17 protein-coding genes and 2 pseudogenes are annotated in these 20,690 nt (G+C 52.6%); 8 read left to right on the top strand and 11 right to left on the bottom strand.

All coding sequences use genetic code 11. The annotated features are described in order from the left end of the window. Window positions 1–47 precede the first annotated feature (47 nt). Entirely contained in the window at window positions 48–206 is a 159-nt protein-coding gene (locus PAGR_RS24210) for a YnfU family zinc-binding protein (protein WP_217267919.1), read from the bottom strand. Window positions 207–511: 305 nt separating this feature from the next. Between PAGR_RS24210 and PAGR_RS23420 the strand changes: the two are divergent. Continuing rightward, a pseudogene (locus PAGR_RS23420) lies at window positions 512–772 on the top strand (IS30 family transposase); the annotation flags it as partial. Window positions 773–1,200: 428 nt separating this feature from the next. On the opposite strand, the gene PAGR_RS22030 reads toward PAGR_RS23420, so the two are convergent. Next, on the bottom strand, window positions 1,201–1,740 hold the full coding sequence (locus PAGR_RS22030) for a chorismate mutase (protein WP_013027843.1): 540 nt from the start codon (window positions 1,738–1,740) through the stop codon (window positions 1,201–1,203). Between the two features lie 569 nt (window positions 1,741–2,309). On the opposite strand from PAGR_RS22030, the gene PAGR_RS22025 reads away from it, so the two are divergent. Then, on the top strand, window positions 2,310–4,238 hold the full coding sequence (locus tag PAGR_RS22025; RefSeq protein ID WP_014604618.1) for a methyl-accepting chemotaxis protein: 1,929 nt from the start codon (window positions 2,310–2,312) through the stop codon (window positions 4,236–4,238). 138 nt (window positions 4,239–4,376) lie between these two features. Here PAGR_RS22025 and arnF read toward each other — a convergent pair whose 3' ends face one another. From arnF to arnB, 7 genes are read right to left on the bottom strand one after another with little or no spacing between them, the layout of a single operon-like run. Next, window positions 4,377–4,754 (bottom strand): 4-amino-4-deoxy-L-arabinose-phosphoundecaprenol flippase subunit ArnF, encoded by a 378-nt coding sequence (gene arnF / locus PAGR_RS22020; RefSeq protein WP_013027841.1) that lies wholly within the window; start codon window positions 4,752–4,754, stop codon window positions 4,377–4,379. Continuing rightward, window positions 4,751–5,074, bottom strand: a complete 324-nt coding sequence (gene arnE, locus PAGR_RS22015) for a 4-amino-4-deoxy-L-arabinose-phosphoundecaprenol flippase subunit ArnE (protein ID WP_014333104.1) — start codon at window positions 5,072–5,074, stop codon at window positions 4,751–4,753. Before arnE ends, arnF begins: the two co-directional genes overlap by 4 nt. Continuing rightward, window positions 5,074–6,735, bottom strand: coding sequence for a lipid IV(A) 4-amino-4-deoxy-L-arabinosyltransferase (gene arnT / locus PAGR_RS22010; RefSeq protein WP_014333103.1), 1,662 nt, complete (start codon window positions 6,733–6,735; stop codon window positions 5,074–5,076). The genes arnE and arnT overlap by 1 nt, the downstream gene beginning before the upstream one ends. A 5-nt stretch (window positions 6,736–6,740) precedes the next feature. After that, complete coding sequence (arnD, locus tag PAGR_RS22005) at window positions 6,741–7,634, bottom strand: 4-deoxy-4-formamido-L-arabinose-phosphoundecaprenol deformylase (RefSeq protein ID WP_013027838.1); 894 nt, start codon at window positions 7,632–7,634, stop codon at window positions 6,741–6,743. After that, window positions 7,631–9,613 carry a bifunctional UDP-4-amino-4-deoxy-L-arabinose formyltransferase/UDP-glucuronic acid oxidase ArnA gene (gene arnA / locus PAGR_RS22000; RefSeq protein WP_014604617.1) on the bottom strand — a complete coding sequence of 661 codons (1,983 nt, stop codon included), beginning with the start codon at window positions 9,611–9,613 and terminating at the stop codon, window positions 7,631–7,633. The genes arnD and arnA overlap by 4 nt, the downstream gene beginning before the upstream one ends. Continuing rightward, on the bottom strand, window positions 9,613–10,593 hold the full coding sequence (gene arnC / locus PAGR_RS21995; protein WP_013027836.1) for an undecaprenyl-phosphate 4-deoxy-4-formamido-L-arabinose transferase: 981 nt from the start codon (window positions 10,591–10,593) through the stop codon (window positions 9,613–9,615). Before arnC ends, arnA begins: the two co-directional genes overlap by 1 nt. After that, on the bottom strand, window positions 10,594–11,730 hold the full coding sequence (gene arnB, locus PAGR_RS21990) for a UDP-4-amino-4-deoxy-L-arabinose aminotransferase (RefSeq protein ID WP_014333101.1): 1,137 nt from the start codon (window positions 11,728–11,730) through the stop codon (window positions 10,594–10,596). Between the two features lie 536 nt (window positions 11,731–12,266). Here arnB and PAGR_RS21985 point away from each other — a divergent pair. Further along, a complete protein-coding gene (locus PAGR_RS21985) occupies window positions 12,267–12,653 on the top strand; it encodes a bleomycin resistance protein (RefSeq protein ID WP_014604616.1) in 387 nt (128 codons plus the stop codon). A 35-nt stretch (window positions 12,654–12,688) separates the two neighbouring features. On the opposite strand, the pseudogene PAGR_RS21980 reads toward PAGR_RS21985, so the two are convergent. Then, a pseudogene (locus PAGR_RS21980) lies at window positions 12,689–12,999 on the bottom strand (hypothetical protein). A gap of 59 nt (window positions 13,000–13,058) precedes the next feature. Between PAGR_RS21980 and PAGR_RS21975 the strand changes: the two are divergent. Further along, window positions 13,059–13,460 (top strand): hypothetical protein, encoded by a 402-nt coding sequence (locus PAGR_RS21975; protein WP_227008748.1) that lies wholly within the window; start codon window positions 13,059–13,061, stop codon window positions 13,458–13,460. Window positions 13,461–13,548: 88 nt separating this feature from the next. On the opposite strand, the gene PAGR_RS21970 is transcribed toward PAGR_RS21975, so the two are convergent. Next, on the bottom strand, window positions 13,549–14,355 hold the full coding sequence (locus tag PAGR_RS21970) for a MipA/OmpV family protein (protein WP_080561261.1): 807 nt from the start codon (window positions 14,353–14,355) through the stop codon (window positions 13,549–13,551). A gap of 105 nt (window positions 14,356–14,460) precedes the next feature. Here PAGR_RS21970 and PAGR_RS21965 point away from each other — a divergent pair, with 105 nt between their 5' ends. The 4 genes from PAGR_RS21965 to PAGR_RS21950 all read left to right on the top strand — a co-directional run bounded on the left by PAGR_RS21965 (window position 14,461) and on the right by PAGR_RS21950 (window position 20,675). After that, entirely contained in the window at window positions 14,461–15,153 is a 693-nt protein-coding gene (locus PAGR_RS21965; RefSeq protein WP_014604612.1) for a response regulator, read from the top strand. Further along, window positions 15,150–16,337 (top strand): sensor histidine kinase, encoded by a 1,188-nt coding sequence (locus tag PAGR_RS21960; protein ID WP_014604611.1) that lies wholly within the window; start codon window positions 15,150–15,152, stop codon window positions 16,335–16,337. The genes PAGR_RS21965 and PAGR_RS21960 overlap by 4 nt, the downstream gene beginning before the upstream one ends. A gap of 133 nt (window positions 16,338–16,470) precedes the next feature. Continuing rightward, window positions 16,471–17,601: an efflux RND transporter periplasmic adaptor subunit gene (locus tag PAGR_RS21955; RefSeq protein WP_014604610.1), complete on the top strand. Its 1,131-nt coding sequence runs from the start codon at window positions 16,471–16,473 to the stop codon at window positions 17,599–17,601. Beyond that, window positions 17,598–20,675: an efflux RND transporter permease subunit gene (locus PAGR_RS21950; protein ID WP_014604609.1), complete on the top strand. Its 3,078-nt coding sequence runs from the start codon at window positions 17,598–17,600 to the stop codon at window positions 20,673–20,675. The genes PAGR_RS21955 and PAGR_RS21950 overlap by 4 nt, the downstream gene beginning before the upstream one ends. The last annotated feature ends 15 nt before the right edge of the window (window positions 20,676–20,690 follow it).

Genomic DNA, 20,690 nt, shown 5'->3' with positions numbered 1-20,690 from the left:
GTCTTTACGGTATAACAGGGAAGATCGTCGGATCTGAAAGTCAGGTGCTAACGTGGAGAGACAAAGAGAGATTTACATCCCGGACAAAGCATAGCCTGTTTCAGGCGAATCTTTGAGGCAGGCTGGGAGGAACTTAAACCGCAGGCAGGACAGACTACCGTGGACGGAGCACTCATGAACTTCCTGGCGTAATCGAGAAGAGACATGGTGGTTACCCTTTAGAGGAATGAAACTCATACTATCACAGTTGATTAATTTCCAATCGATTTGTTTCGTTGTTACCTGCCTGCAAGTGAGCAGTGACATAAAGTGGGAGGATTATTTAATTTTGCCCCTGGAAAAAGGCGTCACTTTCATACTTTTTCTAAAAAAAATATTATTGCTAAAAACCTCAGTTTTTTACTGACTGTCAAAAAAAAGTGCTTGCGACGGTTATTTATGCCCTGTTTTTAAGCGCTTCCGAGAGTATCAACGCTCTAAACAATCAGGGGTGAGGATCCTTTAAGAACTGATGACCCGCCACACCCGGTTTACTGTAGCAGCAGACATCCAGATTTACTTCTGCGATCCTCAATCCCCCTGGCAATGTGGCTCAAATGAAAATACGAACAGGTTGCTCAGACAATATTTTCCAAAGGGAACTGACTTATCGGTTCACAGCCAGCAAAGACTAAACAGTGTTGCCAGGCAGCTCAACGAAAGACCGAGAAAAACGCCAGACTATGAATCACCCGCAGAAGGGTTCAATAAATGTGTTGCATCTATCGGTTGAACTCACAGCACAAAGCGGACGTTTTAATCTGAATTAACCCCTGCAGTGAGAGCCGTGTTTCGAATGGCGCTTAAGCGGCATGACGGCGCCAGAGGACGTAAAAGATGGCGCAGATGATGAACGGCCCCTTACGCCCGACGTAGTCGGCTACAGCCATATAAATCGTGACATTCCCTACCTTTCTTTAAACAGCCCTGCAGGCTTTCAGCAATGAAGAAACGCAGGTAACCCGGATGAGCGTGCTTTCACCGCGAAAGGCGCAATTGCCGGGTTACGAAGCGTCAACTTCCTGCTGACGCTTCGGGGAGTTAAGGATTCTTAGAGTAAAAATTGCGGTACCCGTTAAGGTAGACAACCTGTCACGTTGCAAACGTATGAGAAGACGTTCAAGGATGTTGGACGTGCATTCCGCCGCGCGCGGCGGACCGTTATTTTTTGAGCCGAATGTGCTCCAGCCCCAGCAAAACGTTATTGATGTCGTTATCACTCAGATGCTGGACATTTAGCTGCTGATGTAGCTGAGCTAAATCGCCTTTGGTAAAACCACCCTGTGACAGCTGCTGGTTGATGGCTTGCAAAATCTGTCCGTCTAACAGATTAATCTGCTGGCGCAACTCTGCCAGATCTTTGGCGGGTGGGACGGCATGCGGAGCACTCAACCAGTCTGCCAGATAACGATACTGAATCGCTTTACTTGCATCCATCAGTCCCTGAAAAAAAGCGGTCACAGACTGTGGATCGAGGCCAGCTTTTGCCGATTTCTCTTTGGCTTCGGCTAACACATCCTGTTCCCGAGCCAGGTCTTCAATCGGCTTATTGTGCGTTTTTTTGAAGGCTGCAACATCCTTCATTAACAGCATTCTCTCATGCAGTGCCCGAGAGAGTAGTGAAACGGGTTCTGACGCTGGCGCGGCGGCGGCAGAGCCGCAGAAAATTAATGCAGCAAGAAGAAAGGTCATATATTGCATGTTTGGTTAGCCTGTTTCCAAATAGTTGAAAAAGATTAATCAGATTAAACGTACCTCTCAGGGAGCGAGTTTCATAGAAATATTATTTAATCTCTGTAATTAACTAATACAAATTATAACTAGAATGTTAATCACTAAGCTGGCGATGTTAAGAGAAAGTAACGTATTTTTTCTGCGAATTTAAGTTTCAGGGGTGATTATCAAATCTTTAAGATGTTAATAAATACCCGCCGGAAGGCAGATTAACCAACTTATTGATTTTAAAATATTTTATTCTTGGTAAAGATTTTTAAATTTTATATTTTTTCTGGTTTCAAATGTAAAAAAAAGTCAGCAAAAAACCTGCTTAAATTATTCGCCCCCTAACTATTATGGGCTTAACTGTTAATACTAAACCATAAAAAAGTCGTAAAACAGCGCCTAAACAGACTGATGTCACAGTTGTGAATTTATATTTCAAATTGTCTTTAAAGTTTTCATGGTGGTAGTCGATAAGTTTCATTAAGCAGTGTGGGGTTAATACAGGCTGCAAAACACGCTTTCTTTTTCCTTCCTGTCAGGGTGAAATTATGTTTATTACACGTACGTTTTCCGATATGAAAATAGGAAAAAAGCTGGGGTTGAGTTTTGGCGTGCTTATCGTTGCGACCCTCGCGATAGCGCTTCTGGCCTTTAAAGGTTTCCAGAGCATTAAAGAGAATTCAGCAAAACAAGACGTTACCGTCAACATGGTCAATACACTCAGTAAAGCGCGCATGAACCGTTTACTGTATCAGTACACGAAAGACGAGCAGTATGCTCAGGTCAACGCCCGCGCACTCAACGAATTAAGCGCCCATTTTGACACGTTAAAGAAATTTGACTGGAACGCTCAGGGTGAACAACAGCTTGACGTTCTGGGGAGCGCGTTACAAAGCTATCAAACCCTGCGCCAGGCATTCTATCTCGCCTCCAAAAAGACCTTTGCGGCTTCTGCGGTTATTCAGGGTAACGATCTGCTCACGCTTGGGCAAAGTCTTGATGGGGTGAATATTCCCGCTCAGCCAGAGGCAATGCTGCAGGTATTACGCTTAGCCTCATTACTGAAGGAGGTCGCCGGTGACGTCGAGCGCTTTATTGACAAGCCCACTGAAGCCAGTAAAGTCGAAATTTACGGTAATATTACGTCCATTGAGCAGATCCGAACTCAGCTTTCGGCGCTCGCCATTCCTGAGATCCAGACGGTCCTTAATACGCAAAAAACGGATCTGACGCAATTAAAGCAGGCTTTCACGGACTATATGACTGCCGTGGGTGCAGAGGCCGCTGCCTCTTCACAACTCAGTGCAGTGGCCGAAAAGTTAAATACATCTGTGGCTGAGCTCTTTGACTACCAGGCATCTGAATCTACCAGCGCTCTACTTAACGCTGAACGTCAGATCGCCGTCGTTGCCGCATTGTGTATCCTGCTCAGCCTGTTGGTTGCCTGGCGTATTACGCGCGCCATTACGGTACCGCTGAAAGAAACGTTGAGCGTGGCTCAGCGCATCTCTGAAGGCGACCTTACCGCCACGCTTTCAACCACGCGGCGCGACGAACTGGGCCAGTTGATGCAGGCGGTCAGCGTGATGAACGAAAGTCTGCAAAACATCATCACCAACGTGCGCGACGGAGTGAACAGTGTGGCGCGTGCCTCTTCTGAGATCGCCGCCGGTAATATGGACTTGTCATCGCGCACTGAGCAGCAGTCTGCCGCCGTGGTGCAAACCGCTGCCAGTATGGAAGAGTTAACTTCCACCGTTAAGCAAAATGCTGAAAACGCGCACCATGCCAGCCAGCTTGCAACGGAAGCATCGGCGAATGCCGGACGGGGCGGTGACATCATTCGTAACGTAGTCACCACCATGCAAGGCATTACAACCAGCTCAGGTAAAATTGGCGAAATCATCAGCGTAATCAATGGAATATCTTTCCAGACAAATATTCTGGCGCTGAACGCAGCTGTTGAAGCGGCACGGGCGGGCGAGCAAGGTCGGGGTTTTGCAGTTGTCGCCGGCGAAGTCAGAAATCTTGCGCAGCGCAGTTCTGTGGCGGCGAAGGAAATCGAGACGCTGATCCGTGATTCACTGCATCGTGTTAACGAAGGGTCCACGCTGGTCGATCAGGCGGGATCGACGATGGATGAAATAGTCTTGTCCGTCACGCAGGTGAAGGACATCATGAGCGAAATCGCGGCGGCTTCCGATGAGCAAAACCGCGGCATATCACAAATTGCTCAGGCAATGACAGAAATGGATACCACAACACAACAAAACGCCGCACTGGTTGAAGAGTCTTCAGCCGCCGCCAGCTCGCTGGAGTCTCAGGCAGAAGAGCTGGAAAAAACGGTCGCCGTGTTCCGTTTGCCCGCGAACAAGAGTGGAATGGCCGTTAGCCACAACACAGCAAAATCTGTGACCAAAGCGCCTGTCTCTCTTCGTCAGCCCAGTCCAGCTGAGGGTAACTGGGAAACGTTCTGACTGTGATGATAAAAAACGCCGGCATAATGCCGGCGTTTGTGTTTGATACGCATCAACGCGGTTCGCCAACCCTGCCCCTGCTCTTTCGGCATAGCCAGACGTTAACTGCCTGACATGGCTCAGAGCGAAACCGTGCTTTCAGCTCGTTTTTCCTGGCTTGACGCACAGACAAAGTAAACCCACCAGGATCAGAAATACCCCCGCCATCGCGCCCGCATGGAACGGCTCTGCAAACAGCGGAAGGCTGATCGCCAGCAACCACACCAGCACGTAGCTGATGCTCAGTAGCGGATAAGCCCGGCTCAGCGGCAGGTGGCGCAATGCTAAAAACCAACTCACCATCGAGCAGGCATACGCCGTTAAACCGCCACACAGCACCAGCAGCGGTAGCCAGTAAAGCGCGTATTGCGTTATTAACATCGGCAGCGCGGGCAACTGGTGCATTGCCCAGCGCAGCATCAGCTGGGCCAGCGTCACCAGTAAGACGCTGCACAGTGCCAGCAGGTAGCCTCTCATGCGTAACTCCCTATGATGGCCACGCCCACCACAATCAGTACGGTGCCCATCCACTGCCAGCGGGTCATTCTTTCCTGCCAGACAAAGCGCGCGGCCAGCGCGACCAGGATGAAATTAATACTCAGCATTGGATAAGCCAGGCTGACGGGCAACCGCTGCAGCACCAACAGCCAGACGACCATCCCCAGCGCCAGCAGCGCCAGGCTGGCAACCAGCCAGCCTGTAAGTCGTGCCCGGTTGGTCTGACGCGCCGCCTGCTTTTGGCAGAGCTGACCGGCACAGGTAAGCAGACTGGTCAGCAGGACCAACAACAAACTCATCACTCATCAGCCTGGTTATAGTGCAGCAAAAGCATCCGACCGTTACGGTAAACAGCATCCGCAGGCGGTAAGTCTGTTGGCGTCGCTTCTCCACGATCCAGCATTAAAATCAATGAGACATTGCCCGCTTTACGATGTGCCTTAAGCCACTGCGGGAAATCTTCGCTGCTGACATAGGAGGAATGCGCATCAGGGAAGCTGAGGCCATATTGCAGTTCGCCTTTTTGACTGTATGCAATGATATCGCTACGCTGCAACGTCCAGGCAATCGCAGAAGAGACGCCTGAATTATCGCTTAATATGTAGCGGCTATTGGCAAGGCTGCTTTCAATGCTGCGAATAAACACCTGAGGTTGCTTCGTGTTTTCAACGCCTTCAGGAATGGCCGAACCCACACAGAGTGCCAGAGCCAGCGGGCTTAGTGCCGCTGCCAGCCAACGACTTTGTGGCGATTTCAGGCTGAAAAGCCCCGCAATTGCCCAGCCAGCAAAGGACAACACGGCCATAGACAGCGCCAGCAACTGATGCGGTCCATAGAGCGGTCGATGACTCAAACCCCAGGGCGCAAATACGGCTAATAACGCAATAATACAGGCCGTACCGAATACGATATTTATCCACGCATTGATGGTAAAGACTCGCGTGTTCTGGCGGGCTTTTTGCCAGGCATAGCTGGCCATCAGCAAGGCCAACGGCGCAAAGCAGGGCAGGATATACGTTGGCAGTTTGCCCTTTGCGATACTGAAAAACAGCAGCGGAATGACCACCCAGCTCAGGAGATAAAGCGCACCGGGAGACTGTTTGCGTTCGCGCCAGCCCGACCGCAATGCGCCAGGCAGCAGCGCCAGCCAGGGAAGCGCACCGGCGATCAGGACGGGCACGTAATACCAGAAAGGCGCTTTGTGTTGGGCATTCTCTTCTGCAAAACGCTGAATATGCTCGACCCAGAAAAAGTAATGCCAGAAGTCAGGTTGCTGCTGCTGAATCGCGATCGCCCAGGGCGCACTGATTAATGCCGCGCTGACGATGGCAAGCGGGCCAAAAATAACCAGTTCGCGGAAACGCTGGTGCCAGATGGCCCAGGGCAGGATCGCTATCACCGGTACGGCAAGAGCCAGAAAACCTTTGGTCATAAAGCCCATACCGCAGGCCAGCCCTAACAGCAGATAACGCACGACCCTTTGCGGGTTAGTTTGTGCCTCACTGGCATACCAGTAGCTGCACATAGCGGCCACCATCCACAATGTCAGCATCGGGTCCAGCACCGCGTAACTTCCGACGCCGTAAACCAGCAGCGAGGTTAAAAAGATCACGCTGGCCGTTAGCGCCACGCTGCGCTGCGCAAAAATACGGCAGCCCAGCCAGAAAATCAGCACTGCGCTCATCAACGTTGAGAAGACCGAACCAATCCTGACCGCAAAGTTATTGTGGCCAAAAATGGCCTGACCTACGGTGTTGAACCAGTACCCGGCTATCGGTTTTTCAAAATAACGCAGACCGAAGAAATGCGGCGTAATCCAGTTACCGTTTTGCAGCATTTCCCGGCTGATTTCGGCATAACGTGTTTCGTCAGGTTGCCAGAGATTACGGAACTCCAGAGGGACTAAATAATAGAGGATAAAAAGTGAAACCAGTAATAGGGTCTTTTTGGTGGCAGTCATGGTGCTTACCTTGTTAAATTCTCACAACCCAACCAGCCTTCCCGGCCAGCGATATGACCACGAACCACTTTACCCACCGGTAAGGTTTCGAGGTCTGCAGGTAAGAGTTCGCTCAGCGGGCAAAACTGTATTCCCTGCTCACGGGCGCGCTGCAACAACGTATCAAACGCACTAAGCTGGCTGATACCTTCCACTTCGGCATGGATGGTATAAACCGGCGTGCCCTGGTCAGCCTGAATTTTTTCCAGAATGTAGTCGTTGAAACGTTCGGCGCTGAGCGTGGGTCCGACGACCTCGTCCCATGTCGGTAAGGTGACAGGGATCTGAACCGTACCCAGCTCGCCATTTCTTAACTGTGGGCGAAACGGCCTGGTACCACGGCAGTCGCTGTTGTACTGAAAGCCAAACGTTTCTTTTGCCTGGATTACGCGACCATCAGCGCGCCATCCGGCCACCGCTGAGCAGGTCACCGGTTGTCCTGTTATGGCTTCCAGCGCATCGCGCCCTAACGCTATCTGTTGAATGAGCTGCGGCGCTTTCCAGACGCCCGCCCAGGTTTGCCAGGCAAAATGATCCCAGGCATGCAGACCGACCTCATGGCGATCGGCGGTTGAGCGAATGATATCGCTCATCCCTGCCCCGATCCGCTTTCCTGGCCAGGCCGTTCCGGCTAACAGAATGTCCCAGCCATAAAGGGATGCTGCGCGTGAGCGCAGCATTTTCCACAGAAAGCGTGGTTTCATCAGACGCCATAAATGGCGTCCCATGTTGTCGGGTCCGACACTAAAGAAAAACGACGCCTGGAGATCATGTTTATTGAACAGATCCAGAAGCGCGGGGACGCCAAGTTTTGTCCCGCGCCAGGTATCTACATCAACACGCAGACCAACCTTTCTCATTCCTTGTCGTCCTGAAGCTCAACGGTACGCAGGAAGAAGTCGAGCGTATTATCAATCGTGGTGTTCATTTCCACGGTAGGCGTCCAGCCGAGCAGACGTTTAGCATTACGGATTGATGGCTTACGGTGTTCAACATCCTGATAGCCCTTGCCGTAGTAGCTGCTGCTCTCCACTTCGCGGAAGCCGGCAAACGGTGGGAAGCTGGCACGCAGCGGATGACGTTCAAAGCTTTCCAGCAGACGCTCAGCCAGCTCTTTGATGCTGGCTTCGTTATCCGGGTTACCGATGTTGATGATTTGTCCGTCGCAATTATTGTTTTTGTTTTCAATAATTTTAAACAGCGCTTCGACACCGTCGCTGATATCGGTAAAACAACGCTTCTGGCGACCACCATCAAACAGCTTGATGGGCGATCCTTCCACCAGGTTTAAGATCAGCTGAGTGATCGCACGTGAACTCCCAATTCGCGCCGCGTTCAGGTTGTCTAAGCGCGGGCCCATCCAGTTGAAAGGACGGAACAGGGTAAAGCGCAGCCCTTCTTTTTCCCCGTAAGCCCAGATAACGCGATCCAGCAGTTGCTTGGAAACGGAATAAATCCAGCGCTGTTTGTTAATCGGACCCACGACCAGATTTGAGTGATCCTCATCGAAATTCGCATCGGTACACATGCCGTACACTTCAGACGTCGAGGGGAAAATAATGCGTTTGCCGTATTTAACGCAGTCGCGGACAATTTTGAGGTTTTCTTCAAAATCCAGTTCGAAAACGCGCAGCGGATTACGGGTATATTCAATCGGTGTTGCGATGGCCACCAGGGGCAGTATCACATCACATTTTTTGATGTGATACTCAATCCACTCAGAGTGAATACTGATGTCGCCTTCAACAAACTGGAAGCGTGGATGTCCGACAAACCGGCTAATCGCATCAGAACCGATATCCAGACCAAAGACTTCGAAATTGTCATCCTGCAGCAAACGTTCGGTCAGATGGTTACCGATAAACCCGTTCACACCCAGAATTAAGACACGGGTACGGCGTTTTACGGCTGCAACGGCCTGTGAATAAAGCAGTGCGCCATTCACCATGCCCAGATGCTGAGCCAGCTGAACACCGTTCATATACACGCTGTTTGCGGTCTGGCCGGTCTGAATCTCCAGGGCGCCTTCTCCACAGGCCACGACAAATGGCTCTGCAGACAGCACGGTGCCGGGCCTGACGTTATGCGGGGTGGAGAGTACTTTTGCTTTCCAGACCACGAATTTGGTGGTGCCGGCAAAGGCAAACGCGCCCGGCCACGGATCGGTCACCGCACGCACCAGATTATTAATTTGGCTGGCAGGCAGCGCCCAGTTAATCCGGCCATCTTCTGGCGTACGACGGCCCACGACCGTGGCGTCCGCTTCATTTTGCGGGGTGCCAACGATGTTGCCCTGTTTCATGGCAGGTAAAGCACTTTCAAGAAGCGCGCTGGCGCAGTCAACCAGCTTGCGGTGCAGCGTCAGTGCGTTATCTTCATCGGCGATGGCGACACGCTGCTGAGCAATGATCTCGCCCGCGTCCGCTTTTTTAACCATGCGGTGTAAAGTGACACCGGTTTCGGTTTCTCCGTTGACCAGCGCCCAGTTTAATGGTGCGCGTCCGCGATATTTTGGCAGCAGTGAGCCGTGAAGGTTAAAGGCACCCTGCTTCGCACTGTTCAGAATCTGATCGCACAGCAGGTTACGGTAATAGAAAGAGAAAATCACATCGGGTTCAGCCGATTTGATGCGATCGATCCACAGAGGATGGTTAACCTCTTCCGGGGCATAAACCGGGATAGAATTTTCAGCCGCGATTCGCGCCACTGAGCCAAAAAAGTGATTTTCTGACGCCGTGTCGGCATGGGTATAGATCGCGCTGATGGTAAAGCCCGCTTTTAACAGCGCATTGATGCCCGCACAACCCATGTCGTGATAAGCGAAGACGATAGTTTTCATTACTCGGTTTCCTGTACAGAACGGTCTTTCTGAGGATTGATAACACGTTGAATAAAATAGCGAGGTCTGGCACGAACATCGTTGTAAATACGGCCGATATACTCGCCAAGCAGCCCCATACCAATAAACTGCGCGCCGATGAAAATAAACAGCACGGCAAATAACACGAAGACGCCATCACCGGCCCAGGCTGCTCCGAAACACAGTCGCAGAAGAATTAACACCACGGAGAAGGCAAAACCAGTCAGCGCAATAAGGCTGCCGAGCACGCTCAGCATACGTAACGGGGTCGTGGTCAGGCAGGTCACCAGGTCATACATCAGGTTGATTAAGCGCATGAAGCTGTATTTTGAACTGCCGTGCTCACGTTCAGCATGAGTGACGGGCAATTCGATCGTGCGTCGTGCAAAGGTATTCGCCAGAATAGGAATAAACGTGCTGCGCTCGTGGCAGTTCAGCATGGCATCAATGATGTGGCGACGGTAAGCCCGCAGCATGCAACCATAATCACCCATCGATTTTCCGGTCACGCGCTGAATCATCTGGTTGATGGTGCGTGATGCCTGACGGCGGAACCAGCTGTCCTGGCGATTCTGGCGAACGGTGCCCACAACGTCATAGCCTTCCTGGGCGGCAGCCACCAGACGCGGGATCTCTTCAGGTGGATTTTGCAAGTCTGCATCCAGCGTGATAATCAAATCTCCGCTGACGTGACTGAAGCCCGCCATGATCGCGGAGTGCTGGCCATAATTACGGTTGAGTAGCACAGCCACAATATGGCTGTCCGGCAGCGAGGCGGCGTCAGCAATCATTACGGCTGATGCATCCTGGCTCCCGTCGTCAACCAACAGGATCTCATAGTCCAGATTAAGACTTTTACAGGCATCATTCGTGCGCTGAATTAATGCCGGTAAACTTTCCTGCTCGTTATAGACCGGGATCACTACCGATACTTTTTCAATCTCTTTATCGTCGAACATTTAAACCCCAGTCAGTTCACGTAGTGCGCTGATAACGCGTTCAACGTCATCATCTGTCATGTCGGGAAACAGCGGAATCGAACAAATGCGCTCGCTGTTCCACTCAGTCGCGGGCAACGATAATTGCGGATAGTGCTCGCGGTAATATTTGTGTGTGTGGGCCGCGCGGAAATGGAGGCCGGTTCCGATATCCTGCTCTTTAAGCTTCTGCATCAGCGCATCGCGAGAGAAACCACATGCCTGCTCATCCACACGGATGATGAAGAGATGCCACGCATGCTGGTGCGACCAGGCGGGCGGAACCAGCGGCTTGAAGGGCGTATCTTTCAGCGCCTCCAGATAGCGTTGCGCAATGGCCGCGCGGCGCTGGTTGATTTCAGGCAACTTTTCAAGCTGGACCAGCGCAATGGCCGCGCTGATATCAGGCAGGTTGTATTTAAAGCCGGGCATGATGACTTCCGCCTGCGGCTGACGGCCATGGGTTTGTCTGTCAAAGGCATCGACGCCAAGGCCATGAAATTTGAGGCTACGGATGCGATCGGCAAGGGCAGCATCGTCGGTCACGACCAGACCACCCTCGGCGCAGGTCATATTTTTGATAGCGTGGAATGAAAAAATAGCATTGCCATGCCCGCCAACATGCTTGCCCTTGTAATACGTGCCGGCCGCATGTGCCGCATCTTCGATGACCGGAATGCCATGGCGTTTGCCAATAGCATAAATGGCATCGATATCGGCGGGTGCGCCAGCGTAGTGGACAGGGATGATCGCTTTGGTATTTGGGGTGATTGCCGCTTCAATGGCTTCAGGCGTGACCATCAGGTTATCGACGTCAATATCGATCATGACCGGTGTGGCACCCAGTAAAGTGATGATGTTGAGTGTGGAAACCCAGGTCAGTGAAGGGGTAATAACCTCATCCCCTGCCTTAATGCCCAGCGCCATCAACATGACGTGCATACCGGCGGTGGCGGAAGTCACGGCGATAGCGTGTTGATTTCCGGTCAGCTGGCAGAATGCACGCTCAAGTTCTGCACATTTTGGCCCGGTAGTAATCCATCCCGATGCAAACACATCACGTACTGCAGACAGTTCAGTTTCACCCAGAGATGGGCGGGAAAACGGAAGAAACGCCATCAAGTAATATCCTTAAACTGTTTTGCCGTTTTTCTACAAACTGAGATGAATTTTGAAATGCAAAAGTGAGAAAAATGCAATTGAACGTTCATCAAACGTCGTCAAAATCGGCAAAAAACAGGCAAAATCACAAAAATCTGGCAAGAGAAATAAAACATTAGAAAAATATTTATTTCACACCGGTCTCAAATCATACGCCCGGAACCTTAACCAAACATTAAACACCTTGAGAAATTAACAAATTGACATGATATTTCTCACTTTTACCAGACTAATCACATTAAATAAACAGATATGTTTGACAGTTGCGTGAAGGTACTAAAAAGACAGTTTGGCGTTCAAAAAAGGCTGAGGACAAAATTGACAGAATCGCTACGATCGGGGAAAGTCACAGAGGTGAATCGCGTTATTTATTAGTCGTCTGGCCCGCTTTATTCGACAGAAAATTTCACTTAACCACAATTTTATTGAAATTCAGGGTGTTACCCGTAACCATGCGTCCCAATGAAACCTCAGCCACTCAATACTGGAACCCGATGGTGCCTGAACTTGCCGTGACGGATTTTGCGGCATCCTGGGCTTTTTACGTGGAGGCGATCGGTTTTAAGGTGAGAATCAGGCGCGAGAATCCTGACTTTGCCTATCTCTGTTATGGTCAAGTACAGCTAATGATTGAACAGGTACACGAAGGCGGTTGGCTCACCGCTGAAATGGCCTATCCTCTGGGACGAGGAATAAACTTACAGATTGACGTTCCGGACATCGAGACGCTCTACAGTCGTCTGCTCAGATTGAGTACGCCCCTCTTTCGGCCGCTACGCGAAAATTGTTACGACACGGGCGAACGCGTCGAATGTCAAAAAGAGTTCCTGGTTCAGGACCCCGACGGCTATCTTCTCCGCTTTTGTCAGCCTGTCGGCTGATTTCATCAACCGACGGGTGCACCGATATTGAGCATTTACAGCGGCACGATTTCGCTCACCTGATGCTGGAAATATAGGGGTCAGAGACTAAGGCAAAGGCCTTATCATCCGGCCAGGTCACGGCGACGTGGTAATTTTCACCCGCAAACTTTTTCACTGCAGTTAAATCCTCCCAGTACGTCGCCAGAAAAAAATGCTGCCACTCTCCCTGCGCTTCCTGATGCACGAAAGCGGCTTTATTCCCTGGCGTCGCCAGGGCGTGCTCAACACCCGTCTTTTGTAGATGGCGGGCAAACCCTTCGGCATGTTCTCGCGGAACGCATCCGTGCCATGTCCTGACAATCATTTTTTCTCCTTAAGACCAGTCTGCATTAGAGGGTAATACCTTGATTTTACACATTACTCTTGAAAAATACGGAAAAATTTTGCCTCGCACTGGCACAAATCCTAATTTGTTCTACATTTACTGGCCCGACCAGGGATAACGACATTAATCACAGCAATAACTTAACGGTAACAAACATGGAATTGAGCAAATTTGAGGTCAGAACTGGCCTGTGGCCACACATGCATTTCACCGACATCGAATACGATCAGCGCGGCAGCAGCTACGAAATTTATGCCACTGATGTGACGCATCAGACCAAGAGTAAGCTGTTTATTTGCCGGACGGTTGATGAACAACAGGCGAGACTGCTGGCTGAGCAGTTCAGGATTTGGCTGCCTAAGATCAACAGCAAAAAGCGCAAAGCAGCCGCAAAGAAATCGCCAACAGGCTATGACCGGATTGCATGCCATAAAGGTTAAGCGCTGACAGACCTGTTTTGGGGGTTGGCTTAACCCTCACAGGAACTCAGCGCCCGCAGCCGTCAGACAATCCTGTTGGTCTGGCCTGTCAGAATGAGTAGGTGATTGCCGCCGTCACGGAGGCCCCCCCGCGGCGGAAGACAATTGGACTGTCCGCCGCGTTTTTATCCAGCCAGCTGTAATCGCCGATTAAACTGGTTCCCCATCCTGAAGCAAACTGATGGCTCCATGTCACACTGGCATCCGTCCCATAGAAGCCGCCATGGGCGGTGTAATCGGCGTACCCGCTTCGGACATGCTGCTCCCTGCTTACCCCGTAAAACGTGTTGATATAGCGCGCATCCCCAAACAGTCCTGCTATCTGCAATGCTACAGTGTCACTTTTCGTCTGCCATGGAATGAGGGTGACCGATGTCTGATACTGAACACCCTGGCTGTCGCTTAGAGGAAGCGTCGCTTTTCCTTCCACGATAAACCAGGGCGTTACCGACCAACCGAGAGCCAGGGCGGTATTGACAACCGGATCGATATTCTCCATGCCTTTCAGGCTGTCGTCCCCTGCTCGCCACGACGAATCACGGTCTGAGCGACCCAGACTTAATCCCAGTGTATGCTCCAGGTAAAGGCCGTTTTCAGCCTGTAAGTCGTAACCTATCCCTTTCTGAGAATCAAAAAATATCGGCCCCTCGCGCCACTGGATAACCGGAACGGCTTGCCAGTGATGCTGTTTCGCCCCGCTGTAACGTGGTGCATTGTTTGCCGCCAAACCCACTGTCAGGCTGTTTTCCGGCGCAGAACTGTCATCTGCCCTGGCATTCAGAACACTTAGCGTCAGCATTAAACTGACCATGTGAAGCGCATGTTTTCCGGTTATTATCACTTTGCTTGATCTCATCAGGTGGTGTCATGAAGGCGACATTGTCGCGACCAGGCTGGAGTATAAAAACAGCATGTCAACAAAAGCCCAGGAAACGATGGAGAAACGGTCAAGGTGGCCCAAATGAAAACAAAACGCGTACTGATTATTGAAGATGACGCCGATGCCGCCAGCGTACTGGAAGCCTATCTGAAACGTGATGGCTATGACGTGATGGTCGCCAGTAACGGCATGACGGGGCTGGAACAGGTCGGGCGTTGGCAACCTGACCTGATATTGCTGGACGTCATGCTGCCGGTGATGAATGGCACCGAAGTGCTGGCCGCGATCAGACGCAGCGGTGACACGCCCGTTATTATGGTAACCGCGATGGGAGACGCGCCAGACAGAATCGGCGCGTTGCGCTATGGCGCAGATGACTATGTCGTTAAACCCTACCATCCCGGCGAGGTGGTCGCGCGCGTTCAGGCCGTACTGCGCCGCGCGCGGCAAGCGAAAGTGGCGGATGATAAGCTATGCTGGGCAGGGCTGGAGGTCGATCCTGACTCCCTGACCGCGGTGGTTAACAATGCACAAGGCACTCACCGACTCGATCTGACACCGACGGAATTTTCCATTCTGGTGACCTTAATGCGCGCACCCACTCGCCCGTTCAGCCGACTGTTTTTGCTCGAGAACTGTCTGCCAGAGAGTGATGCGCTTGAACGCGTCGTTGATACACACGTCTACAATCTCCGCCGCAAGCTTGAGGCCGCAGGGATGACGGAGATTTTACCCGCAGTGCGCAGCGTGGGTTACAGGTTCAGACAACCATGAAGCCAGACAGCAACGATTCAATGTGGCGCTGGATCTGTATCCGCATACTGATTCTCGGCTTAGGCGGCGTGATTCTTATCGCCTTTTGCATGTGGCTGAGATTTGCCCTGCAAATACTCTGGGTTTACTACCGTATGCCCGCCGCACTCTGGGCAGAGTTTTCCCAACTGCGCCTGCATCCGGAGCAGGATCCGGCTCGCTTTCATCAGATCGTCGATCAATGGTGGGGCGTTGGCTTTTCCGACCCTTCTATTGCGTCTTCGGACTGGATTACCGTAGCCGTGCTGGTCGCTTTCATTATTCCCTTTTTTGTGGTGATGGGATTGCGCTTTGCCTTGCCGCTGGCAAAACAATTCAGCCAGTTGGCGCACGCGGCGCGTGATGTCGCACGGGGAAAATTCAGCACCTCGGTCGGTCAGGTAAAAGGCGCGCCGCAGGAGTTAGTGCGGTTCACCGATGACTTTAACCTGATGACCCAGCAGCTGGCGCGCTATGAGCGTGAACTTAAAGCCTCACATGTTGCGATTGCCCATGAACTCCGCTCGCCCTTAACCGCGGCCATGGGGCGACTACAGGGCATTGTGGACGGCGTGTTTGAACCCGAACCTCGGCAGTTTTCCATGATTATGAAGCAGCTGACGCAACTGAGCCGGCTGACAGACGAGCTCCATCTGCTGTCGCTAGCCGATGCCGGTCAGCTGAGCCTGAATCTGTCCCGGTTTAATCTTACTGACCTGGTGCGGGAAAGGGCTTCCTGGCTGGCGCTACAGGCGGAGGCTAAGCAGGTGGAAATAGATGTTCAGTCACCAACATCGCTGCCTTATACGGGCGATGCTTTCCGCTTCGGTCAGGTGATCACGATTTTAATGGAGAATGCATTGCGCTATGCGGCCGAAGGCAAGCGAATTTCCATTGATGCGCACGCCCCAGACTCCGCCATCACCCTGCAGTTTCGTGATTATGGTCCGGGTGTCGATCCTCAGTTCTTAAGCGTTATGTTTGACCGTTTCACCCGGGCAGACTCCTCCCGGGCCCGTCATTCTGGCGGGAGCGGTTTGGGATTGTCTATTGCGAAAGCCATCGTTGAGGCTCACGGCGGTGCTATCCGTGCCAGCCTGCCGCCTGAAGGAGGATTACACATCATGATTACGCTACCCATAATAGAAAGCCTGCCAGCAGAGTAGGACCGGCAAAAGTGAAGCCTGCGCGCCCTGCGCCAGGCATTTTTGCTGACCTTGACCATTTCTTGATGATTCATAAAAGGATTCTGGACATAAGCCACGTTAAATGAGGCTGTCTCATTTAAGGAATCCGGCTATGACAGATTTTATTCCTTGTTTTGCTCGCCAGGCGCTGCGCCACCTCACCCTCTTCAACGCTGCTGTACCGCCACTGTTCGTGGTGGGCATCTTGATACTTGCAGGGTGTAGAGATGAAAAGCCTGCCCAGCGGGACACGCTACGTCCCGTCCGTACCCTGACGGTACCGCCTTTTTCCAGTGGCGGTCTTATGACGCAAACGGGTGAGATCCGGGCGCACGAAGAAATAGCGTTAGCGTTCAGACTGGAGGGTCGGGTAACCGCCCGAACGACCGATATGGGTCAGCACGTTACCGCAGGTCAGGTGCTTGCGACATTAGAGAGTAACGCTGCCCAAAATCAGCTCAGCAGCGCGACGGCCGATCTCAACAGTGCACGGGCATCGGAGCGCGTTGCCGCTCTCACGCTTCACCGTATGAAGCTGCTCATGCCGGGCGGTGCCATCTCCCGCGCGCAGTTAGATAGCGCGCAAGGTGACTGGCAGGTCGCCGTTTCCCGCCGTCAAAGCAGTGAGGCTGCGCTTAAAAATGCGCGCGATAATATGGCCTGGACACAGCTCACCGCACCGCGTGACGGCGTGATCACCTCGATAAACGTTCAGCCCGGGCAGGTGGTGAGTGCGGCGCAGACGGTCATGACGCTGGCAGCCGACGGCAAGCGCGATGCCGTGTTTGACCTCGCCGAACCTACACTCACAGAAAAGGCGACAACCACGCCGATCCGGATCGCGCTGTTATCCAATCCTGCGCTGAAGGCGGACGGGCAGTTTCGTGATATCAGCCCGCAGGCCGATTCACAAACCCGCACCTGGCGGCTTCGCGTGACGCTGACCAATCCGCCAGCCGATATGGCACTGGGTTCAACGGTACTGGGCACTTTTCCCGGAAAAGTGGACCAGGTCATTGCGCTGCCAGCCAGTGCACTCACGCGAGCCGGGGAGCGGCCTGCCGTCTTCGTCGTTAACAGCAAAACCCAGCAGATTCAGGTCAGGCCCATCCAACTGACGCGGTTTGATGCACAGCAGATCTATCTCAGCGCTGGCGTGCAGCCGGGCGAGCGCGTGGTCACCGCAGGCGTAAAAACATTGCTGCCAGGCGAGCGCGTCAGGCTTGAGGAGAACGACAAATGAAACCGGACAGCACTCTGCACGGCGTTAACCTGTCCGCCTGGGCGCTAGCGCACCAGCAGCTGGTGATCTTCTTTATGCTGTTAGTGATGACGACGGGTGTTCTCAGCTACATCGATCTGCCGCGTAATGAAGATCCCGCCTTTACGATTAAAACGGCGGTGGTGTCGGCACAGTGGCCTGGCGCCACGGTCGAAGACACCATGCAGTTGGTCACCGATACGTTGGAAAAAAAGCTTCAGGAAACGCCTTCGCTGGATTTTATTGAAAGTGAAACGCGGGCTGGCAAGACGGTGATATTTGTTAATCTGCGCGATGATACGCCCCCGGCACAGGTTCCAACCATCTGGTACCAGATCCGGAAAAAAATGCAGGATATCGCCCCAAGCCTGCCGCAAGGCGTTCAGGGCCCAGGCGTCAATGATGAGTTTGGTGATACGTTTGGCACCATTTATGGTTTTACCGCCGATGGCTTCAGCCCACGTGAACTGCGCGATAAGGTCGATAATATTCGTCGTGACCTGATGGATGTGCCTGACACGGGCAAAATTACCCTGTTGGGTGAACAGGAGGAGCAGATTGTTATCGCCTTCTCACCCAGGAAGCTGGATGGTATGGGCCTTACGCTTCAGCAAGTCAGCGATGCATTAACGGCGCAGAATGCCGTGGCGCCCGCGGGGGAAATACGCACCGATAAAGAGAATATTGCGCTTCGTGTCAGCGGTGCGCTGACGACGGTGGCAAACCTGGAGGCGGTTACACTGCGCATTGGTCAGCGCTTTATCCCGCTGTCGGATATTGCGACGATCTCGCTTCAGCCCTCACAGCCACCCTCTTCCACCTTTCGTGTCAATGGTGAGCCCGCCATTGGGCTGGCGGTTTCCATGGCCCCTTCTGGCAACATGCTCAGATTTGGCCAGGCACTCAATCAGCGGATGGCAATTATCGCCAGCCAGTTACCGCATGGTATCAATATGATAAAAGTCGCCGATCAATCCACCGTCGTCAAAACGGCGGTTAGCGGATTTGTTCAGGTGCTGGCGGAAGCCGTCATCATTGTCCTGGCGATATCCTTTTTTTCGCTGGGTTTTCGGGCGGGGCTGGTGGTCGCGGCGGCGATCCCGTTGGTGCTGGCTATGACGTTTGTTGGAATGACGTTTGCAGGGATAGGTTTGCAACGTATTTCACTGGGCGCCTTAATTATTGCACTCGGGCTGCTGGTTGATGATGCGATGATCACGGTGGAAACCATGGTGTCACGCATTGAAGCAGGCGACAGCAAATGGCAGGCGGCAACATTTGCGTTTAAAACCACGGCCTTCCCTATGCTGACGGGCACGCTGGTGATGATAGCCGGTTTTATCCCAGTGGGCTTTGCCGCCTCCAGCGCGGGCGAATATTGTTACTCGCTTTTTGCGGTTGTCTTGATTTCTCTGCTCTGCTCCTGGGTGGTGGCTATTCTGTTTTCACCCGTGACAGGCACCTGGCTGCTGACCGATAGCGCCCACGCAACGCACAAACAGCCGGGGCTGATGGGCCGATTTTATCGCCGCCTGCTCGATCAAACGCTTAAATATCGCTGGACGACGGTCACTCTCGCCCTCCTGCTGCTGGGCATGGGGATCTTCGGCACAACGCTGATGCAGGGGGAATTTTTCCCCGCTTCAGACCGCCCTGAGCTGTTAGTGAACCTGACATTGCCCGCGAATGCCTCTCAAACCGAAACCACCCGGCGAACCGGACAACTGGAAAACCTGATACGCAGCGATAACGACATCGATCATTTCTCCAGTTATGTCGGCTCTGGCGCGGTACGTTTCTATTTGCCGATGGAGGTCTTGCTGGACAATGAAAATACTGCCCAGCTGGTGGTGGTTGCGAAGAGCCTTGACGCTCGTGACAGAGTACGCAACAAGCTGGATCACATCCTGGCACGTGACTTTAGTGATATCACCTCGCGCGTTTCGCCCCTTGAACTGGGGCCACCGATTGGCTGGCCGCTAAAGTACCGCGTTACAGGCCCCGACTACAGGCAGGTTCGTGAAATTGCGGAAAAACTGGCCTTACAGCTGTCACGATCGCCAAATACGCGTGAGGTGAATATGACAGCAGGTGAACCCGAGCGGGTTATCAGACTTGATGTCAATCAGACGGCAGCGCGTGCGGTTGGTGTCTCTTCTGAAAGCATTGCCTCCATGCTGAATACTGTGACGTCAGGCAGTACGGTAACCACGATCCGTGATCGTAACCGACTGATTGATGTGGTGCTCAGGGGAAACGATGAGGAACGGCAAAATACCGATATCCTCAACGGTCTGATGCTGGATACCGCCTCTGGACAGAAAATCCCACTGGGTCAGGTTGCGACATTGAAATGGCAGCTTGAGGATCCGGTTATCTGGCGACGTCAGCGCCAGCCTTACATTACGGTGCAAACCGATATTGCCCCTACGGCGCGTGCTGAAAACGTTTCAGATCAGCTGAAGCCCGAACTGGATACATTCCGCGCGTCCTTGCCTGCCGGCTATCATATTGAAGAAGGCGGTACCGTCGCCGAATCGGATAAAGGTAACCGATCGGTGTTTGCGGTGTTGCCGGTCACGCTGAGTGTGATGCTTATCCTGTTGATGCTGCAGTTGAAACGCTTCTCAAGAATGTTGCTGGCGCTGCTGATGGCCCCTTTCGGCTTACCCGGCATCGTTATCGCCATGTTGCCGAGTGGAACGCCAATGGGATTTGTTGCGCTGTTAGGGATTATCGCGCTGGCAGGCATGATCATCCGTAACGCGGTGATCATGATCAGTGAGGTGGACAGTAATACTCAGGCAGGCATGATGCACAACGAGGCGATTTATCACGCGGCTATTCATCGCGCCCGACCAATATTACTGACGGCTTGTGCGGCGATATTCGGCATGTTGCCCATCTCCCGGCAGGTGTTCTGGGGGCCAATGGCGTACGCCATTATCGGCGGTCTGGTCACCGGAACGCTGGTCACGTTAACGCTGTTACCGGCCTCGCTCAGCCTGGTCATGCAAAGAGAAGGACGCCGTCAGAATCAGGTGCAAGATCAGTGAGTGATAACCGGCAGT

Origin of the sequence: Pantoea ananatis PA13 (assembly GCF_000233595.1) — a bacterium.
GTDB classification, from domain to species: domain Bacteria; phylum Pseudomonadota; class Gammaproteobacteria; order Enterobacterales; family Enterobacteriaceae; genus Pantoea; species Pantoea ananatis.
The sequence above is the reverse complement of the archived record's forward strand: the minus strand, read 5'-3'. Positions and strand labels throughout refer to the sequence as shown.